At 72.5% G+C, this 18,762-nt stretch carries 19 protein-coding genes and 2 pseudogenes; 13 read left to right on the top strand and 8 right to left on the bottom strand.

The window, feature by feature from the left end:
* The first annotated feature begins 56 nt into the window (after positions 1-56).
* Positions 57-737, top strand: a complete 681-nt coding sequence (locus ACFYZZ_RS36620; protein WP_389185774.1) for a class I SAM-dependent methyltransferase — start codon at positions 57-59, stop codon at positions 735-737.
* Between the two features lie 75 nt (positions 738-812).
* Positions 813-1,265 (top strand): DoxX family protein, encoded by a 453-nt coding sequence (locus ACFYZZ_RS36615; protein WP_389185674.1) that lies wholly within the window; start codon positions 813-815, stop codon positions 1,263-1,265.
* A gap of 145 nt (positions 1,266-1,410) precedes the next feature.
* Here ACFYZZ_RS36615 and ACFYZZ_RS36610 read toward each other — a convergent pair whose 3' ends face one another.
* Positions 1,411-2,085 (bottom strand): RNA-binding S4 domain-containing protein, encoded by a 675-nt coding sequence (locus ACFYZZ_RS36610; protein ID WP_389185671.1) that lies wholly within the window; start codon positions 2,083-2,085, stop codon positions 1,411-1,413.
* A gap of 291 nt (positions 2,086-2,376) precedes the next feature.
* Between ACFYZZ_RS36610 and ACFYZZ_RS36605 the strand changes: the two genes are divergently transcribed.
* Entirely contained in the window at positions 2,377-3,072 is a 696-nt protein-coding gene (locus ACFYZZ_RS36605) for a uracil-DNA glycosylase (protein ID WP_389185668.1), read from the top strand.
* Positions 3,073-3,079: 7 nt separating this feature from the next.
* On the opposite strand, the gene ACFYZZ_RS36600 is transcribed toward ACFYZZ_RS36605, so the two are convergent.
* Complete coding sequence (locus tag ACFYZZ_RS36600) at positions 3,080-3,754, bottom strand: GntR family transcriptional regulator (protein WP_389185665.1); 675 nt, start codon at positions 3,752-3,754, stop codon at positions 3,080-3,082.
* Between the two features lie 201 nt (positions 3,755-3,955).
* Here ACFYZZ_RS36600 and ACFYZZ_RS36595 point away from each other — a divergent pair, with 201 nt between their 5' ends.
* Positions 3,956-5,416 carry an NCS1 family nucleobase:cation symporter-1 gene (locus ACFYZZ_RS36595; protein ID WP_389185662.1) on the top strand — a complete coding sequence of 487 codons (1,461 nt, stop codon included), beginning with the start codon at positions 3,956-3,958 and terminating at the stop codon, positions 5,414-5,416.
* 5 nt (positions 5,417-5,421) lie between these two features.
* Entirely contained in the window at positions 5,422-6,147 is a 726-nt protein-coding gene (locus tag ACFYZZ_RS36590) for an aspartate/glutamate racemase family protein (protein ID WP_389185659.1), read from the top strand.
* Positions 6,148-6,187: 40 nt separating this feature from the next.
* On the opposite strand, the gene ACFYZZ_RS36585 is transcribed toward ACFYZZ_RS36590, so the two are convergent.
* Together ACFYZZ_RS36585 and ACFYZZ_RS36580 are read right to left on the bottom strand one after the other, a co-directional pair.
* Positions 6,188-6,613, bottom strand: coding sequence for a GNAT family N-acetyltransferase (locus tag ACFYZZ_RS36585; protein WP_389185771.1), 426 nt, complete (start codon positions 6,611-6,613; stop codon positions 6,188-6,190).
* A 26-nt stretch (positions 6,614-6,639) separates the two neighbouring features.
* Positions 6,640-7,056, bottom strand: coding sequence for a RidA family protein (locus ACFYZZ_RS36580; protein WP_389185657.1), 417 nt, complete (start codon positions 7,054-7,056; stop codon positions 6,640-6,642).
* Positions 7,057-7,164: 108 nt separating this feature from the next.
* Between ACFYZZ_RS36580 and ACFYZZ_RS36575 the strand changes: the two genes are divergently transcribed.
* The 6 genes and pseudogenes from ACFYZZ_RS36575 to ACFYZZ_RS36550 all read left to right on the top strand — a co-directional run bounded on the left by ACFYZZ_RS36575 (position 7,165) and on the right by ACFYZZ_RS36550 (position 12,273).
* On the top strand, positions 7,165-7,329 hold the full coding sequence (locus ACFYZZ_RS36575; protein ID WP_389185655.1) for a hypothetical protein: 165 nt from the start codon (positions 7,165-7,167) through the stop codon (positions 7,327-7,329).
* A 296-nt stretch (positions 7,330-7,625) separates the two neighbouring features.
* Positions 7,626-8,138, top strand: a pseudogene (locus ACFYZZ_RS36570) (nucleotidyltransferase domain-containing protein); the annotation flags it as partial.
* 178 nt (positions 8,139-8,316) lie between these two features.
* On the top strand, positions 8,317-10,179 hold the full coding sequence (locus ACFYZZ_RS36565; protein ID WP_389185652.1) for an FUSC family protein: 1,863 nt from the start codon (positions 8,317-8,319) through the stop codon (positions 10,177-10,179).
* A gap of 56 nt (positions 10,180-10,235) precedes the next feature.
* Positions 10,236-11,597, top strand: a complete 1,362-nt coding sequence (locus tag ACFYZZ_RS36560) for an amidohydrolase (protein ID WP_389185649.1) — start codon at positions 10,236-10,238, stop codon at positions 11,595-11,597.
* 42 nt (positions 11,598-11,639) lie between these two features.
* A pseudogene (locus ACFYZZ_RS36555) lies at positions 11,640-11,925 on the top strand (DUF899 family protein); the annotation flags it as partial.
* 174 nt (positions 11,926-12,099) lie between these two features.
* Positions 12,100-12,273 (top strand): hypothetical protein, encoded by a 174-nt coding sequence (locus ACFYZZ_RS36550; protein WP_386574138.1) that lies wholly within the window; start codon positions 12,100-12,102, stop codon positions 12,271-12,273.
* Between the two features lie 6 nt (positions 12,274-12,279).
* Here the strand turns inward: ACFYZZ_RS36550 and ACFYZZ_RS36545 are convergent, their stop codons facing one another.
* The 3 genes from ACFYZZ_RS36545 to ACFYZZ_RS36535 all read right to left on the bottom strand — a co-directional run bounded on the left by ACFYZZ_RS36545 (position 12,280) and on the right by ACFYZZ_RS36535 (position 15,744).
* Entirely contained in the window at positions 12,280-14,142 is a 1,863-nt protein-coding gene (locus ACFYZZ_RS36545; protein ID WP_389185768.1) for an ABC transporter ATP-binding protein, read from the bottom strand.
* Between the two features lie 511 nt (positions 14,143-14,653).
* Positions 14,654-15,082 carry a hypothetical protein gene (locus tag ACFYZZ_RS36540; RefSeq protein WP_389185646.1) on the bottom strand — a complete coding sequence of 143 codons (429 nt, stop codon included), beginning with the start codon at positions 15,080-15,082 and terminating at the stop codon, positions 14,654-14,656.
* Positions 15,079-15,744, bottom strand: a complete 666-nt coding sequence (locus ACFYZZ_RS36535) for an ATP-binding protein (RefSeq protein WP_389185644.1) — start codon at positions 15,742-15,744, stop codon at positions 15,079-15,081. The genes ACFYZZ_RS36540 and ACFYZZ_RS36535 overlap by 4 nt, the downstream gene beginning before the upstream one ends.
* Before the next feature lie 194 nt (positions 15,745-15,938).
* Between ACFYZZ_RS36535 and ACFYZZ_RS36530 the strand changes: the two genes are divergently transcribed.
* Together ACFYZZ_RS36530 and ACFYZZ_RS36525 are read left to right on the top strand one after the other, a co-directional pair.
* Positions 15,939-16,799: a helix-turn-helix domain-containing protein gene (locus ACFYZZ_RS36530; RefSeq protein ID WP_389185641.1), complete on the top strand. Its 861-nt coding sequence runs from the start codon at positions 15,939-15,941 to the stop codon at positions 16,797-16,799.
* Positions 16,800-17,054 carry a DUF397 domain-containing protein gene (locus ACFYZZ_RS36525; protein ID WP_145875008.1) on the top strand — a complete coding sequence of 85 codons (255 nt, stop codon included), beginning with the start codon at positions 16,800-16,802 and terminating at the stop codon, positions 17,052-17,054.
* 172 nt (positions 17,055-17,226) lie between these two features.
* Here the strand turns inward: ACFYZZ_RS36525 and ACFYZZ_RS36520 are convergent, their stop codons facing one another.
* Complete coding sequence (locus ACFYZZ_RS36520) at positions 17,227-18,714, bottom strand: glutamate synthase subunit beta (protein ID WP_389185638.1); 1,488 nt, start codon at positions 18,712-18,714, stop codon at positions 17,227-17,229.
* Positions 18,715-18,762: the final 48 nt, after the last annotated feature.

The following is an 18,762-nucleotide window of genomic DNA, read 5'->3' as shown; positions in this document are numbered from 1 at the left end:
GGCTGGGCGGGAACGGGCGTGCGGAGGCTGCCCGTTGTTCGGGCATGACAGTCGAAATGCGTGAGGGATACGAGGGAACCGGACCCGGTGCGATCACTCCGGACGGCTGCGCGGTCGAGTTGTACACGCGGCTGCCGGTGGGCGACGAGCCGGACGTCATCGCCGCGGCGGTGCCCGCAGGGGCGCACATCCTGGAATTGGGCAGCGGAGCGGGTCGGATGACCCACCCCCTGCTGGAGCGCGGCTTCACGGTCACGGCGGTGGACGAGTCCGCCGAGATGCTCGCCCACGTCCGAGGGGCACGCACGATATGCGCCCCGATCGAGAAGCTGGACCTGGACGAGAGATTCGACGTGGTGATGCTCGCGTCGTTCCTCGTGCACAGCGGTGACGTCGAGGTGAGGCGGGGCATACTGCGCGCCTGCGCCCGGCATGTGGCGGAGGGCGGCTGCGTGCTCATCCAGCGGGAGGGCGCGGACTACCACACGAACGTGCCGAGGGAGCGGGACGACCCGAGCGGTTTCACCGTGCGGATCGCGTCCTCGGAACCGGTCGGCGACGGGGTGAACTCGGTGCGCGCCGAGTACGTGTTCCCGGACGCGGTCTGGACCCAGACCTTCCTGGCCCGGCCCCTGACGAAGGAGCAGTTCGAGGAGGCGCTGGCCGAGGCGGGGCTGGAGGTGGACGCCTATCTGACTCCCGACGGGATGTGGGTCAGGGCGGTACCGGCCGCGTAGGAGCGATGAGTTTTCGGACTGCGGGCGGTCTACCTCGGTGACAGCAATCGGAACCGCCTCACCCGGGAGACCCTCATGTCCGAGACCACCGCCTCCGCCCCTTCCGCTCCTTCCGCCGCTTCCGTGACCACGCGCGGTCGCCGCGCCCGGATCGCCTTGCGCGCGGTGCAGGTGCTGCTGGCGCTCTTCTTCGGCATCGCGAGCGCCCTGCCCAAGCTGATCGCGCACCCGTCGGCCGTCGAGTCCTTCGACAAGATGGGCTGGGGCAGTGTGGGCATGTACACCATCGGCGCGCTCGAACTGGCCGGCGCGGTCGCGCTGTTGGTGCCGGTGCTGCAGTCGGTGGCGGCGATCGCGCTGAGCGCGCTGATGGTGGGTGCGTTCGTCGTCCAGCTCACCGTCTTCGACGGTCAGTACGCGGCGACCCCGCTGATCCTGATCGTGCCGCTCGTCCTGATCGCCTGGTCCCGGCGCGGGCACAACGCGGACCTGCTGCGGCTGCTGCAGCGGACAGGCCGACGGGCGTGACCGTGCCGGACAGCGCAGGTGACGTCGGCCGGGGCACGGGGGCCTGGCCGGCGTCACCGTGTGCGGACACAGTCACTGGTGTGCCGGGAAGATGTGCCGGGACGGTGCGCTGGGACATGGGGAAGATGCACACGCGGGCGGTGACTCACCGACCTCGGGGCCGCCCGCCCCTCCCGCCCCGCCCGCCGGGCCCTTGCGCCCTGTCCGACCCGCCTGACCCGCCCGGGCCAGCCATCCCGCTCGGTCCGCTCTGTCCGCCTGGCCCACTCGGCCCGCCGAGTCCAGCCATGCCGCCCAACCCGCGCAGTCGTTCCATCTCGCGGCGGTCCCGCTTGGTGGGGCGGCCGGCACCGCGGTCGCGGAGGCCGACGGGGGCCACGACCTCGCGGGGCGGGGGAGGAGGGGAGTTGTCGATGTAGCACTGGGCGGCCACCGGGGCGCCGACGCGCTTGCGGATCAGCCGCTTGACGATCACGACCCGCTCCCGGCCCTCGTTCCGCAGGCGCACCTCGTCGCCGACGCGCACCGAGTAGGCGGGCTTCACCCGCTCGCCGTTGACGTGGACGTGCCCGCCACGGCAGGCGGTGGCGCCCAGCGAGCGGGTCTTGATCAGGCGGACGGCCCAGATCCAGCTGTCGATCCGTACGGTCTCGCCGCTCGCCGGCCCGGCGGCCTCGGCGGCAGCCACCGCGGCGGCGATCTTCGGGTCGACCGGCTGGGCACCGGCGGCTCCAGAACCCTCGGCGCCCTGGGCGGGGGCCGCGTCGCCCGTTCCGCCGGAGTCACGCTGCACGTTCTCGTCCGCATCCTCGGAAGCCATGTCCTGACCTTAACGCGGTGGGCTGGGCGACCCGGAGGCGTTTTCCGGGGAGCGCCCGTCTCCAGGGGAGTGCCGAAGCGCGCCACCTGAACCCGGCGGGCCGGGTGAGTCGGGGTGCTCTGCGAGCCGGGCCCAGCGGGTGCCGAAGGACGCCGGCCCCCGAGACCTCGTGGGCCGGGAAGCTCCCGTCCCCTGATGGCCTGCCCCCGGCAGGCGGCCCCACCCGGGATGCTCGGCCTCACGTTCCGGGCGAGCTGCAGGCGCTGTCCGCGCCAGGCATACGGTGGCCGTATGGACGACAGCTGTGCCCTTGCTCGGCTCGACCGGCGCGTCGCGGAGTGCCGGGCCTGTCCACGGCTGGTCGAGTGGCGTGAGGAGGTGGCTCGGACCAAGCGGGCCGCGTTCGCCGACTGGACCTACTGGGGGCGGCCGGTGCCCGGCTTCGGGCCGGCCGACGCCCGCCTCGTGATCATCGGGCTGGCCCCCGCCGCGCACGGGGGCAACCGCACGGGGCGCATGTTCACCGGGGACCGCTCGGGAGACGTGCTGTACCAGGCACTGTATGACGTGGGGCTCGCCACGCAGCCCACCTCCGTGCGTGCCGACGACGGCCTGGAGCTGTACGGCGTGCGCGTCACCGCGCCCGTGCACTGCGCCCCGCCCGCCAACAAGCCCACCCCCGAGGAACGCGACACCTGCCGCCCCTGGCTCGTTCAGGAGCTGAAGCTGCTGCGCCCGACGCTCAGGGCCGCCGTGGTGCTCGGCGCCTTCGGCTGGCAGGCGGCGCTGCCCGCGTTCGACGAGGCGGGCTGGCCCGTGCCCCGGCCCCGCCCGGTCTTCGCCCACGGCACCCGGGTCGCCCTCGGCGGACTGGACGTCTTCGGCTGCTTCCATGTCAGCCAGCGCAACACCTTCACCGGCCGGCTCACCCCCGAGATGCTGCGCGAGGTGCTGCGCACGGCGGCCGACGCGGCCGGGCTGCCGTAGTGAAGCCTCAGCCGGCTTCGTCGGGCTCGGTTCCGAATAGGTGCCGTACCGTCGAGCGGTAGTTGGCGCGGACGTGGCCGAGTGCGTGGGCGCGGGCCCGGTCCGGGTCACCGGAGGCGATGGCCTCGTACAACTCGCGGTGTTCGTCGAGCAGTTGGGGCCACTCCTCGTTCTGCCGGGTGAGCCAGCGCAGTCGGCCGTCGACCGGCTCCATGACAGAGATCAGCAGGCTGTTGCCGGCCATGGCCAGGATGCGGTCGTGGAAGCGGGTGTTGATGTCCGTGATCGCCTCGCCGTCCCCGTCCTTCGTCGCCGTCGCGGCCTCGGTCAGCAGCCCCCGCAGCTCCGCCAGCGCCTCGGGCGTCACCCGTGCCGCGGCCAGTCCCGCCGCGTACACCTCCAACGCCTCGCGCAGCTCGAAGAGTTCCTTCACATCGGTCGGGGTCAGCCGGCGTACGACCGTACGGCGTGCCGACTCGAACAGGACGAAGCCCTCGGCGACCAGGGCGCGGATCGCCTCCCGCACCGGCACCCGCGAGACGCCGAACCGTTCGGCCAGCTCCCGCTCGACGAGCCGTTCGCCGGGTCCGAGACGCCCCGCGATGATGTCCTGCCGCAGGGTCGCGAGGACCCGTTCGCGCACCGCGCCCAGGGGTTCGGTCTTCGTCGTGGTGGGGCTCATGGGGCCATCTTCGCCGACCCGGCGGTGCTTTTACGGAGAAGTAACAGCGACGACATCGGTCCGAACGCTTGACGGCGGGACCATGAGGCAGTTTGGTATACCAAACGAATCGCTCGGCACCCCCCACAGTCCGGCCCCCCCGCAGTCCGGTACTCCGCATGAACAGCCGTCCTCCTCCGTCCCCTCGCCCATGGAGGCCCCGTGTCCCTCGCCGACCGCGCCGAAGCCACCGGCGCCCCAGCGTTCGTCCCCGATCCCCGCCTCATCAACGAGGACCTCGCCCCCGCCGAGCAGCGGAACTGGAAGGTCTTCGATCTGTTCGCCATGTGGATGTCCGACGTCCACAACCTCGGCAACTACACCTTCGCCGCCGGCCTGCTGGTCCTCGGCATGAACGTCTGGCAGGTCTTCACCTCCCTGCTCGTCGGCTTCGTGCTCATCTACGTCGGCATGAACTGGATGGGGAGGGTCGGCCAGCGCCACGGCGTCCCCTTCCCCGTCGTCAGCCGCATCAGCTTCGGCGTCTGGGGTGCGAACATCCCGGCTCTGATCCGGGCCGTGATCGCCATCATGTGGTACGGCATCCAGACGTATCTGGCCTCCGTCGCCGTCAACGTGATGCTGCTGGCGGCCTGGCCGGGCCTGGAGTCCCTCACCCACAGCTCCTTCCTCGGCCTGGACGCCCTCGGCTGGATCTCCTTCGTCTCCCTCTGGCTGATCCAGGCGCTGATCATCAGTCAGGGCATGGAATCGGTGCGAAAGTTCCAGGACTTCTGCGGTCCGGCGATCTGGCTGGTGATGATCGCGCTGGCGGTCTGGGTCCTGGCCAAGGCCCACTGGAGCATCTCGCTCACCTCCACCCCGCACCCGGTCTCCGCCGGCGAGCAGTGGCGGCAGTGGTTCGGCGCGATCGGCTTGATCCTCGCCACCTACGGCACGCTGATGCTCAACTTCTGCGACTTCTCCCGCTTCGCACCCGACTACAGGACGGTCCGGCGCGGCAACTTCTGGGGCCTGCCCATCAACTCCACCGCCTTCGTCGTCGTCTCCGTCATCGTCACCGCGGGCTCGCTGGAGGTCTGGGGCGAGGCCATCACGGACCCGGCGGAGCTGGTCGCCAAGGTCGGCAACACATGGGTGCTGGTGCTGGCCGCGCTGACGTTCGCCATCGCCACCATGGGCGTCAACATCGTCGCCAACTTCGTCTCACCGGCGTACGACCTGGCCAACGTCTGGCCGCAGAAGATCACCTTCAAGGTCGGCGGCATGATCAGCACGGTGGCCGCCCTGGTCGTCACCCCCTGGAACCTCTTCTCCAACCCGACCGTGGTCAACTACTTCCTCGGCGGCCTCGGTGCCTTCCTGGGACCGCTGTTCGGCGTGATCATGGTCGACTACTACGCGGTCAAGCGCGGCCGGGTCGATGTGAACCAGCTCTTCGACGCCACACCCGGATCCCGCTACTACTACCGCAAGGGCGTCAACCCGAAGGCCCTGTGGGCGTTCCTGCCCTCGGCCGCGGTCGCCGCGGTGCTGGCGCTGGTCAAGGCCTTCAGCGACGTGGCGCCGTACTCCTGGTTCATCGGCACGGCGCTGGCCGCCGGGCTGTACGCGGTGCTGTGCCGCGGCGAGCGGGCCCGGACGGCCGGGGCGGAGGTCTGACGGACGTGCGGATCGTCGTCACCAACTGCAACACCACGCAGGAGATGACCGAGGAGATCGTCCGAGGTGCCCGGGCCGCCGCAGGCCCGGGCACCATCGTGACCGGGCTGACCCCCGCGTGGGGTCCGGCATCGGCCGAGGGCTGGCTCGACAGCTACCTCTCGGCCGCGGCCGTCCTCGACGCACTGCGCACCTATGACGGCCCGTCGTACGACGCCGTCGTGCTGGCCGGGTTCGGGGAGCACGGCCGGGAGGGCGTACGGGAGCTGGCGGACGGGCCCGTCGTGGACATCACCGAGGCCGCGGCCCACCTGGCCTGCCTCCTCGGGCGGCGGTACGGCGTCGTCACCACCCTCGAGCGGTCCCGCGGCCAGATCGAGGACAGCCTGGAGACCGCCGGCGTGGCCCGCAACTGCGCCGCCGTGATCGGCACGGGCCTCGGCGTCCTCGACCTCGCCGACGACCCGGCCCGCACCGAGGCCGCCTTCCTCGCCGCGGCCGAACGGGTCCGCGAGGCCGGCGCCGAGGTCCTGGTCCTGGGCTGCGCCGGGATGACGGGACTGCAGCGGGCGGTGGGGGAGAAGCTCGGGCTCCCGGTGGTCGACGGGGTCGGAGCGGCCGTGAAGCTGGCGGAGTCGCTGGTGTCGCTGGGGCTGACGACCAGCCGGGCGGGCACCTATGCGAAGCCACTGCCGAAGGGGAGGACATGGGGAGCACGCCCGAGGAGGTGAGGGCCGCCCACTACGGGGAAGTCCTTCACGTGGACGTCCTTCACGGCCGCCACACGTACCGCACGTCCGGCTCCCGCTCCTCGTTGCCGCTGCCGTCCGTGTACTCGACGGCGACGAATCCGTGCCGCTCGTAGAAGCGGTGGGCGGGCTTGTTGACCTGGAAGGTCCACAGGCCGAGCCCGCCCGGACTGCGCTCCTTGGCCAGCGCGACGAACCGGTCGCCGATGCCCCGGCCGCGCCAGTCGGGGTCGAGGTACAGCTGGGACAGCTCGTCCCCGGCGAGCACCATCATGCCCACGATCTCGCCGCCCCCCGTCGCGGCGACCCAGGTCTCCCGCGACGGCACCACGACCTCCCGGATGTAGTCGCGCACCTCGTCGTCGGAGCGCGGCCGCACGACTGAGGGCAACGCGGCGGTGTAGGACCGCAGCCACACGTCGGCGACGGCACGGGCGTCCGGCGCCATCGCCCGGCGAAGGACGATCTCGGCCGTCACCGGCACTCCTCCCGCTCCGGCACCACGGCCGTCGCCGTGATCTCCACCAGCTGCCCGGTGTACCCGAGGCAGGCGACACCGAGCAGCGTGGACGAGTGCGGCCCCCGGCTCAGCCCCGAGGCCTCGACGACCTCCCACACCGCGGACAGCACCGACGGCTCGCCGCTCACGACGTACACGTCGGTCGAGACGACATGCTCCAAGTCGCTGCCCACCGCACGCAGTTGCTCCCGAAGATTGGCGACCACCTGCTCCGCCTGCCGTACGGGATCCCCGGCTCCCACCACCTCCCCCTTCGCGTCGAGCGGCACGGCTCCCGCGAGGAACGCCAGCTTCGTCCCGGCCTCGACGACGGAGGCGTGCGCATAGGTGGGCGGCGGGAAGAGCCCCGGTACGGTCACTCGGCGAATCATGGCGGCCCCTGGGGTGGTGGGTGGACAACCTCCTGATCATCCGGCGCTCGCCCGGGCCTCCGCACCCGAATTTCCGGCTCGGCAACGGCCCCGGACGGCCGGTCCGACGTGCCGTCGCCCGCCTCCCGTCGTGCCACCGCGACCCTCGCCGACACCTCCCGCCGCCTGCGCCGTACGGCGGCCCTCGCCGCGATGGACCGCCGTACCGCGGCCGTCGCCACGGCCCTGAACTCGGCGCTCTGCTCCGCCGCTTCGACCCGTTCGACGTGGTAGAGCCGGGTCCGCGGGGCCGACGCCGAGTACGGATTGACGCGCAGCAGATCGGGCTCGCCCAGCAACCGGTGCACCAGCTCGGCCGTCCACCCGCGAGCCCGCAGCCCGGCGACCGACACATGACCGCGCCGCACCCTCGCACCGCTCTCCCCAGCCGTCACCATGACCTCCCCCGCCGTGACAATGAGTGACGACTTCCTTGATAACGCGCCCCACTGACAATCGGGTCGCCGCGCACCCGGCCCCCGCCCTACGCTCCCCGCACCGAACCCTCACACCAGCTGGAGCCCCCACCCATCGACGGGCGCCGGGTCGACGTGCACTACCGGGACCTGGACATGGTCGAGCACGAGCTGGCGGAGGCGGAGGCGGGACGGTTCCGGGTGGAGCCGCTGCTGTTCCATCTGGCGGGGATCCCCAGCTACTTGATCGTGGCCGAACTGGCCGTCAACCGGGTACTGCGCGGCGAACTGCCGCACCCGGCCGGCTACCCGGAGAAACTGCGCCGGACCGCGGCGGAGCGCTGGTCCGGCACCGCCCGCGCGACCCTGGACTACGCCAGGGCCAATCACGCCCCGCACGCCCGCCTCACCGAGGTCGCCGGCGCGCTGGCCACCGCCGCCGTACAGGCCGGCCACGCGGTGCTGGCGGCACGCGGGGAGTGGGTGACGAACGAGAAGCGGCTGCTGGAGCGGGCCGGGCTGCGGCGGATCGAGGAGGTGGTGGGCGCGTTGCGGGCGGAGCCGGAGGTGCTGACGCGTGCGATCGGACAGGCCGAGGTGATCCTCGGACTCGGCCCCGAGAGATGAGGGGCAGCCGTGGCGCCAGGTCCCCGGGCGCATTGCGTTCATAAAGAAACCCCCCACCCCGCCACCTTTCACCTCCCCGAAACGTGATCGTCCCGTTTGCTCGGCGAACGCGATCTACCGTGGGAAACACCCCCAGCAGCCCGGCCGCCGTCGTCCGAAGGCCCACCCCCGCCCTCGAATGAACAGGAGCCCCGTGCCGCGCCCCGCCGTACTGTCCCTGCCCCCTTGGCTCGCCCATGCGTTCCGCACCCAGCGCGGGCCCGTCCCCTGGAGCGCGGTGACCCGGGGTGCGCTCGCCGCCGGGCCGCTGTTGCTCGCCGGTGTCGTCGCGGGGCGTGTCTCCGACGGGGTCGTCGCCGCCATCGCCGCGATGCTCGCCGGCATCAACGACCGGCCCGGCAGCAGGCGGGCCTCCGTCCGGCGGCTCGGGGTGCCCGCGCTGGCCGGCGCCCTCGGGCTGCTCGTGGGGACGTACACCGGGCAGCTGCTGTCCGCCGTACCGCTGACCCTCTTCCTCACCCTCCTCGGGCTGGCCGCCGGAGGCATGAGTGCCGTCGGGCCCGTCGCCTCCGCCGCCGGTACCCAGCTGCTCGTCGCCGCCGCCATCGGCGCGGGGATGCCGGCGGCCGAGAGTGGCTGGCAGCGGGCCCTCGCCTTTCTCGTCGGCGCGGGCTGGCTGCTCCTGCTGCGGCTGGCGCTGCCCACGCCCGGTTCGCTCGCCGGGGACTTCCGGTTCGACGGCGAACGGGAGGCGGTCGCCGATGTGTACGACGCCGTCGCCGCGCTGCTCGACGCCGTGGGCGGCGACACCGCCACCACCCGCCGGGCCGCGCTCACCGCCGCCCTCGACCACGCCCAGGACGCCCTCGCCGGACCCCGGCTGCGCCGGTACGCCGGCTCCGCCGCCGAGCGCAGGCTGCACGCCCAGTACGCCGCAGCGCTGCCCTTGGCCGAGGCTGCCACGGCCCTCGCCTGGGCGGGCGAGCCCCTCTCCGCGCGCGCAGCGGAAGGGCCCCGGCGGCTCGCCGCAGCCGTCCGCGGCAACACCGGCACCGGCCCGCTGCCCGCCCCCAGCAGGTCCGCGCCCGCCCTGCGCGCCCTCGACGACGCCCTGCTGCACGCCGCGGAGACCTTCGACCGGACCGCGGGCCGCGCACACCGGCCGCTCGCCCGGCGACGCGGTGCCCAGAACGCCGTCCGGGCCGCGCTCGGCACCGGCGGGCGGGAGTACGGGCTGCGCGTCGCCCTCTGCTTCGGGGCCAGCGCCGCCGTCGCCCAGGCCCTGCACCACACCCGCTGGTACGGGCAGCACCAGCACTGGTACTGGCTGCCCGCCACCGCCGTCTTCCTCGTCAAGCCCGACCTCGGGCCGCTCGCCTCCCGGGTGCTGAGCCGGGCCGCCGGGACCGTGCTCGGTGCCCTGGTGTTCGCCGGGCTGGCCGCGCTGCTGCCGCGCCCGGAGGGGCTGATCGTGCTGGTGGCGGTGTGCGGGGCGCTCGTCCCCGTCGCCACCCGGAACTTCGGCGCCCTCACCGCTGTCGTCACCGTCCTCGTCCTGGCCCTGGTGATGGTCGGCGGCGAGCCGCAGGCCTCCGTCAGCCGGATCGGCGAGACCCTGCTGGCCTGCGTGATCGTGCTGATCGTCGGGCATCTGCCGATGCCGGGGGAGCGGGGCGGCGGGGTACGGGCCCGGCTCGCCGCCGCCGCGAGCGCCGCGCACGCCTATCTCGTGCACGTCCTGAGCGAGTCCGGCGACCGCACCGAACGGTGGGCGCTGCGCCGCGAGGCCTACCGCACCCTCGCCGAGGCCCGTACCGCGATCGCGCTCGCCGCCGCCGAACTGCCCGCCCTCGCCCGGCACACCGAGGGCACGGACGCCGTCGCCGCCGTCCTGGAACGCCTCGTCGACACCACCACGGCCTGCGCCGTGCACCTCGACGACACCGGCCGCCTCACCCCACGGCACACCAGTCAACTACAGGAACTGCTCGACGAGTTGGAGCACGGCCAGGAGTGGGTCCGGCCGCCCGTCGCCGCATAGCGCCGGATGGGCGGTTCGGCCCACCTTGCGGTACGGGACCGTCGTACGTTGGGCCCATGAGCGCCTCTCCCGCCGACCTGGTCGTCACCGGCTGCACCGTCCTCGTGCACGACGAGGAGGAGCGGATCGCCTTCCGCGAGGACGCCGCGATCGTCGTACGCGATGGCGTGATCGAGGCGGTGACCACCGCGGGCGCCGCGGCCGCCACGGCGGACCTGGCGGCCGCAGAGCGGATCGAGGCGCGCGGGCAGGTCGCGATGCCCGGACTCGTCAACTGCCACACGCACGCGCCGATGGTCGCCCTGCGCGGGCTCGCCGAGGACCTGCCGACCGGGGAGTGGTTCAACGACGTCGTCTGGCCGGTCGAGTCGAACCTCACCGAGAAGGATGTAGAGCTGGGCGCCCGGCTCGCCTGCGCCGAGATGATCCGCGGCGGCGTCACCTGCTTCGCCGACCACTACTTCCACATGGACGTGGTCGCCGACGTCGTCACCGAGTGCGGGATGCGGGCCCACCTCGGCGAGGCCTACTTCTCCTCGCAGGGCCCGCAAGGACGGGAGCGGTCACTGGAGTTCGCGCTGGGCCACCGGGGCGCCGCCGACGGGCGCATCACCACCGCCCTCGCACCGCACGCCCCCTACACCGTCACGGACGCCGACCTCACCGCCACCGCCGAACTCGCCCGCGCCCACGGCCTGCCCGTCCACCTCCACGCCGCCGAGAACCGCGACCAGACCGACACCAGCCTCGCCCGGCACGGCGTCACCCCCATCGAGGTCCTCGACCGCACCGGACTCCTCGACACCGACCTGCTCGTCGCCCACGGCACCGGCATCATCGAGCGCGACCTGCCGCTCCTCGCCCGCACGGGCGGCCGTACGGCGGTGGCGACCGCACCCCGCGGCTACCTCAAGTTCGCCTGGCCCGACACCACCCCGGTACGGGCCCTGCGCGCGATCGGCGTCCCCGTCGGTCTCGCCACGGACGGCGCCGCCTCCAACAACTCCCTCGACGTGTGGGAGTCGATGGCGCTGACCTCCCTGATCCAGAAGTCCACCGAGGGCGACCCGCGCTGGCTGACCTCCCGTCAGGCCCTGCACCACGCCACCCTGCAGAGCGCCCGCGCGGTCGGCCTCGGCGGCAGCATCGGGACGCTCGCCCCCGGCCGGCGCGCCGACATCATCCTGGTCGACCTCACCGGCCCGCACACCCAGCCGGTCCACGACCTCGCCGCCACCCTCGTGCACAGCGCCCGCGCCGCCGACGTCCGCACCACCATCGTGGACGGCCGCGTCCTGATGCGGGACCGCGAGCTGCTCACCCTCGACGTGCCCGCCGTCGTACGGGAGTTGGGCCGGCGACTGCCCGCCCTGATCGACCGGAGCCACGGACGGCGCGTCCAGGAGTACGACACCTGAGTCCGCCCCGGGACGCGCGAGTCGGCCCTGGGACGCGTGAGTCCAATGGTCGAGGTCGACCCGGAGTACGTCTTCGAGGGCGACCAGGTCGGCCACCTCGCCCATCTGTGCGCCCGGAACACCTCGTTCGTGGCCGTCTCCCGGGCGCCCTTCACCCGGCCTCAGCTGCTTCCTGCGGGAGCGCGACCAGGTCTTCCACACCTACTCGGTGCACGACGAGGGGATGGACGGCCTCGGCGCCACCACCGGTCTGCTCGACCTCACCGCGCTCGGCCGCAACCCCGCGGGCAGCGACCGGCTCCGGTACCACGACGAGTACGAGGAGTGACACAGAACGTGGGGAGACCGTCGCCGCATGCGCCGTTCCTGTCGGAAAGTGAACGGATCCTCACGGTCCGCTCTGACCAGGTGTCAACAATGTCTCAGTCCCGTCACCGAGCGAGCCGTCAACCTTCTCCAGGGCGTTAACTCCAAGAAGTACGACGCTTTCTGGAGGTGCGAGATGGTGAACGGGCGAACCGTGCTCGAGTGCTTTCCCGCAGGCGGCCCGCGCGGATCGTGGCCGGCGGAGGAGTTCGCGCACGCCCGGCGGCTCGAAGGCCTGCCCGCCGAGGTCGTCATGGACCTCGCGACGGACACCTTCCTGGTCATCGTGCGCGGCGACACCACGGAGTGAGACGGCTCAGGCCGGCTTCGGCGCCGGCACCTTCGCCGTGAACTGCTCCGCCTGCAGCGCGTACAGCTCCGCGTAGACCCCACCCCTGTCCAGGAGTTCCTCCGGAGTGCCGGACTCCACCAGCCGCCCGTGCTCCAGTACGTGCACCAGATCGGCGTGGCGGACCGAGGCCAGCCGGTGGGTGATCAGAACGACCGTCTGACCACTGCCCGCCAACGCCCGGATCTTGTCGAACACCTCCAGCTCGGCCCGCGCGTCCAGCGCCGCCGTCGGCTCGTCCACGATCAGGATGCGCCCACGCCGGTAGGCCGCCCGGGCGATGCCGAGGCGCTGCCACTGGCCGCCCGACAGCTCGTGGCCGCCGCTGAAGTTCCGCGCCAGCAGCGTGTCCAGGCCGCGCGGCAGATCCGCCACCACCTCCTCGGCCCCCGCCTCGGCGATCGACGTGGCCAGGCGTTCCTCGGTCAGGGGCGCGGAGGAGCGGCCGACCGCCACGTTCACCCGCGCGGTGAACGGCCAGCGCTTGAAGTCCTGGGCCACCATCGCGACGCGCTCGGCGAGCAGCCGCCGGTCGGCGCTCGCGGCGTCGACACCGTCCCACAGGATCCGGCCCCGGTCCGGCGTGTACAGCCCCGCGAGCAGCTTGACCAGAGTGGTCTTGCCCGAGCCGTTCTCACCGACGAGCGCGATGATCCGGCCGAGCGGGAGCGTGAGGCTCACGTCGTCGAGAGCGGGGTGGGCCGCCTCACCCGGATAGCTGAACGTGACGTTCTCGAACCGGATCTCCCGTGGCTCCTCGGGCAGCGGCAGGCCCCCGACCGGGATCGCCCGCTCGGCCGCCTCGCTGTACAGCCGCTGCAGATCGCCCACGAACAGGGCCTCCTCGTGCAGCTCGTTGATCTCCAGCACCAGCGTGTCCAGGCTCGCCGACCCGGTACGGATCGCGATCACCGCCGTACCGGCCACGGACAGGGCCATCGCGCCGCCCAGCAGCAGCGCACCCAGCGTGGCGTACGTCGCGACGGTCGCGAGCCCTGTCCAGGCCGCCGCGATCAGGCCGGTGCGGGCGGCCAGCCGGGACAGCCGGGCCTGCTCCGCCTCGGCGGTCTCCGACATGGAGCGGAAGTGCCGCAGCAGGAACGGGCCGACGCCGTGCACCCGGATCTCCGGGGCCGCCGCGGGCTCGGTGAGCAGGTTGCCGATCAGATGGCCGGCACGGGCGTGCTGCACCCAGGTGTGGAAGGACTCGTAGCGGCGGCGGGCGTTGATCAGTGCGCCCCAGGCGCTGGGCAGGGTCATGGTGACCAGCAGCGGCAGCAGCGCCGGATGCAGCACGGTGAGCACACCGGCCGCAGCGATCAGGGAGATCACCGCGGTGACGACCCGGGCGCCGATGGAGATCATGCCGCGTGCGGACCGGGCGCCGTACTGGGCGGTGTCCAGCAGTTTGTGGAAGGCGTGGTCCTCGATCGCGGCCAGCTCCACGTTGGCCGCCCGCTCCAGATACAGCTCGGTCGCCACCCGTTCCACCTTGGGCTCCAGCCGTCCGGTGGCATAGGTCGACGCGGCCCGCAGCAGCGCCGCGACCAGCATCACGGCGGCTACGACGGCCAGGGCGGGGGCGGCCGCGCGCAGCCGCTGCGCGATGTCGGGCCCGGCGAGCAGCTTCCCGAGCGCGCTGTTCACGGCCAGCAGGCTCACCGCCTGGGCCACGCCCCGGCCCACCTCGGTGGCCAGCACGATCCGGGCCGCCCGTGGGTCCGCCTGCCGGGCCAGCCGCAGGCTGGACGCCAGCATGCCGGGCAACCGGACCACCATCGCCCGGAAGCTCAGCTCCAGAAAGGCGTCCGCATGCTCGTTCCACCCCATGTCGTACCGCAGCGGCCCTCCGAACAGCAGCTGCTCCGACCCCGAGACCTCGGAGCCACCTGCCTCGTGCTTCTTTCCCACCGCGCCCCTCCACCCCGGCCCATGACCGAACGGCCACTATCTCGGGCGGACCGGCGGTGGGGCAGGGCGCGAGAGGTGGTACCGGGGGCGCGAAGGGGGTGCGGCGGTGGGGGCGTGGCGGAGGTACCAGGGGCGCGAAGGGGGTACGGCGGTGGGGGCGTGGCGGGCGTGGGCCGTCGGGCTGTGGCGTCGGCTGAGCGAGGAGCCTGGGCGCGTGGTGGCCGTCGGGCCGGGGCCGGGAGGCGGGGCTGTTGCCATGGGTGACTGACGGGGACTCGCGGCTGCGGCGTCCGCCGGGCGAGGAGGGCCCACGGCTGCGGCGTGCGACGAGTGAGGGGGTACCCGGTACGAGGAGGCGCCGGTCACGAGGAAGTGCCGGTCAAGAGTCCCGTAGCTCACCCCACCCCCATCGGCCGAAGCCGGCGCAGCCTCACGCCGAGACGGCTCGGGACCAGTCCGGGGCGGTCCCCGTGACCCGGCACAGGGCCAGGTACAGGGGGATCGGCGGGGTGTAGGGGACCGTGCCCTCGGGGCGGTGGATCAGGCGGGCGGTGGCGGGGACCAGGGCGCCGGGGGCGTAGTGGGCGGGGGCCGGCCAGGGGAGGGCGTAGTCGGAGTCCGACGGGACGATCCACCACCAGTGCGTGCCGTCGGCGTACACGCAGCCCACCCGCGGCAGCCGCGGGACGATCAGTGGTCCGAGGCGGTCGGGTACGGCCACGGCGTCACAGCCCAGCGGTGACGTCATGCCCTCCGGTACCTGCAGGCGACGGACCGTGGCCGGTGTGTGCTGCCGGCGTCCGAGGCGGACCAGGGTGTCCAGGCCGAGCGGACGGCCTGACTCGTCGGCGCCGCTCACGGCCGCTCCCACGCGCGCCGCTGCTCCGGGGCCCGGTGCCGGGCCTGTGCCTCTTCCTCCTCGCCCGGACCGGGCGGCGGGTCGTCCGGCTTGGGGCGGGCACCCCAGCCCAGGTCGTTGCGCGGCTCCAGGGTGCCGCGGGCCACGTCGGTCTGGCGGGCCAGCTCGGCCCAGACCAGCAGCCCAGGCCCGTGTTCCTGCGCACCCCAGGCCTGGCACAGTGCGTCGACGAGGAGCAACCCCCTCCCGTGCTCCTCATCGGGGCGCCGCGGGGACGGATGGGGCTCGCCGGGCGCACAACCCTCGTCACGCACGGCTATGCGCACCATGTCGTCGTGGTCGTGCAGCTCGCACACCACGCGACTGCTCGCGGTGTGCACGATGGCGTTGGTGACCAGCTCGGATATGACGAGGGCCGCGTTGTCACAGGTGTCCGCGCACACCGACCAGCCGGTCAGCCGGGCACGCGTCAGGTGTCTCGCCTGAGCGGGGGAACCCGGATGTGCGGCCAGCTCGAAGCGGAACCGGCGCTCGGCAGCGCCCCCACCAGGGGCTGCTCCCGTTGCCGCACCTGGACCAAGGCGGTCTGCGGCGGCGTCTGTTCCTAAGGGCGCGGACGGAATCACGCTTGCCACTATCTCCCCGGTGTGGACACTTGGCAAGTGTCACTCTGAAAATTGCAGAGTGCTGTGTGACTCGGTCAACGACCGTGGCACACTGCTCGCAACAGCACCTCGAGCGGCGCCAATTGGGACCGTCGAAGATCCGGCCGGATCTTCGAATGAGTCTTCGAACGGCGCCGCAGGGCTGTCGGGATTCTTTTGCCGGAGCGGACTCTTGTGTCGGAGGTGGGAGCGTGAGCGAGCCGCGGTCCGCGCCGACCGTGGGCCAGGTGGTCCTCGGCCGACGCCTGCTGGACCTGCGGGAGCGCGCCGGGTTGAAGCGCGAGGAGGCCGCCCAGGTGCTCCGCGTCGCCCCCGCCACCATCCGCCGCATGGAGATGGCCGAGGTCTCCCTCAAGATCCCGTATCTGCAACTGCTCCTGAAGGCCTACGGAGTTCCCGAAGCCGAGGCCGACGTCTTCGTCCAACTGGCCGAGGAGGCCAACAAGCCCGGCTGGTGGCAGCGGTTCCACGACATCCTGCCGGGCTGGTTCTCCATGTACGTCAGCCTGGAGGGAGCGGCCGGCCTCATCCGCTCCTACGAGCCGCACTTCGTCCCCGGCCTGCTGCAGACCGAGGACTACGCGCGCGGCGTGCTGAAGTCGGGTGCCATCGGCCAGACCAGCCCGGATGACATCGAGCGCCATGTCGCGCTGCGCATGCGGCGCCAGGAACTGCTCACTCGTACCGACGCCCCCCGTTTCTGGGCGGTGATGGACGAGACGGCCCTGCGCCGCCCGGTCGGCGGCCCGGAGGTGATGCGTACGCAGATCGAGAAGTTGCTCGAGGCCACGACGCTGCCGAATGTGACGCTCCAGGTCGCCCCGTTCGTCAACGGGCCGCACCCGGGGACGTACGGACCCTTCGTCCTGTTCCGATTCGCCATGCCGGAACTCCCGGACATGGTCTACAGCGAGTACCTGACCGGCGCGGTCTACCTGGACGCGCGCTCCGAGGTGGCGACCCACCTGGAGGTCATGGACCGCATGGCGGCGCAGGCCGCCACGGCACAACGCACGAAGGAGATCCTCCAGGATCTCCGCAAGGAGCTGTGAATGGATCACATAGAGCCGCGCACTCGCGTCTACAACGGCATGCCCGCACGGGAGTTGGGCAGCGAGGGGTGGCACAAGCCCTGGAGCGGCGGCAACGGCGGAAACTGCCTGGAGGCGATGAAGCTCGCCGACGGCCGGATCGCCGTACGGCAGTCGACCGACCCGGACGGACCGGCGCTGATCTACACCACGGACGAGATGACCGCGTTCATCGAGGGCGCCAAGGCGGGGGAGGCCGACTTCCTGCTCTCCTGAACTACCTGATGGTTATTGCTCCTTGCTCGACTTGCCCATGGCTCGACTTGCCCGTGACTCTCACCCCGGTGGCGGCACCCCGCACAACGCCTCCGGCGCGCCGCGCCGTAGGCGGCGCGGCACCGCGACGGCGGGAGCCAGCGGTGCCGGATGATCCGCAACTCCCGCTGCCTCACACGGCCATCGGCCGGTCATGCGCGGATATCGGCGCCGGCAGCCGTGAACTCCCCGTCAGGTAACGGTCCACGGCTGCCGCCACCGCCCGCCCCTCCGCGATCGCCCACACGATGAGCGACTGCCCGCGCGCAGCGTCCCCGGCGGCGAACACGCCGGCGACGTTGGTCGCGAAGCCGCCGTCGCGGGCGATCGTGCCTCGCGGCTCCATCAACAGCCCCAGCTGGTCGACCAGCCCGTCCTTCCGGTCGGGCCCGGAGAAACCGAGGGCGAGCAGCACCAGGTCGGCGGGCAGCGTCCGCCCGGTGCCCTGCACCGGCTGCCGCCGCTCGTCCACCTCGACCAGGTGCAGCGACCGGACGTGCCCGCTGTCGTCCCCGACGAAGCGGAGCGTGGACGCCGCGAACAGCCGCGCGTCCGCGTCCGCCGCCGGAGCCGTCCGCAGGTCCCGCGCCTCCTCGTGCGCGGCGGACAGCCGGTAGAGCTTCGGGTACGTCGGCCAGGGCTCGGCCTCCTCGTCGCGCTCGGTACCCGGCTGCGCGTAGATGTCCAGCTGGGTCACCGACGCGGCCCCCTCGCGCACCGCGGTCCCCAGACAGTCCGCCCCGGTGTCGCCGCCGCCCACGATCACCACATGCTTTCCGGCCGCGGACAGCGGCGAGGCCTCCAGATCCCCCTCGCACACCTGGTTGGCCAGCGGCAGGTACTCCATCGCCTGGTGTATCCCGGTCAACTCCCGGCCCGGCACCGGAAGTTCCCGCCACGCCGTCGCACCCGTGGCCACCACCACCGCGTCGTAGCGGGTCCGCAGATCGTCCGCCGGGACATCCCGCCCGACCACCGTCGACGTACGGAACCTCGTCCCCTCGGCCCGCATCTGCGCGAGCCGCCGGTCCAGATGCCGCTTCTCCATCTTGAACTCGGGGATGCCGTACCGCATGAGCCCCCCGATCCGGTCGTCCCGCTCGTACACGGCGACGGTGTGCCCGGCCCGGGTCAGCTGCTGCGCCGCGGCGAGCCCGGTCGGCCCGGAGCCGATCACCGCGACGGTCTTCCCCGACAGCCGGTCCGGAGGCCGCGGCGGGGTGAAGCCCTCCTGCCACGCCCGGTCGGCGATCGCGCACTCGACGTTCTTGATCGTGACGGCCGGCTGGTTGATCGCCAGCACACATCCGGCCTCGCAGGGCGCCGGACACAGCCTCCCGGTGAACTCGGGGAAGTTGTTCGTCGCGTGCAGCCGGTCGCTCGCCGCGCGCCAGTCCTCGCGGGAGACCAGGTCGTTCCACTCGGGGATCAGATTGCCCAGCGGGCAGGCGTCGTGGCAGAACGGGATGCCGCAGTCCATACAGCGGTCCGCCTGCTTGCTGACGATCGGCAGCAGCGCTCCCGGGACGTAGACCTCGTCCCAGTCCCGGACCCGTTCCTCGACGGGCCGCCGCGGCCACTCCTGGCGCGGCGTGGTCATGAACCCCTTGGGATCGGCCATGGTCGACTTCCTCGCGTACGTGTACCGGAGGTACTCGATGGACGACGG

This window comes from Streptomyces sp. NPDC001816, from assembly GCF_042892235.1.
Lineage (GTDB): Bacteria > Actinomycetota > Actinomycetes > Streptomycetales > Streptomycetaceae > Streptomyces.
This window is presented reverse-complemented; position numbering and strand designations above follow the sequence as displayed.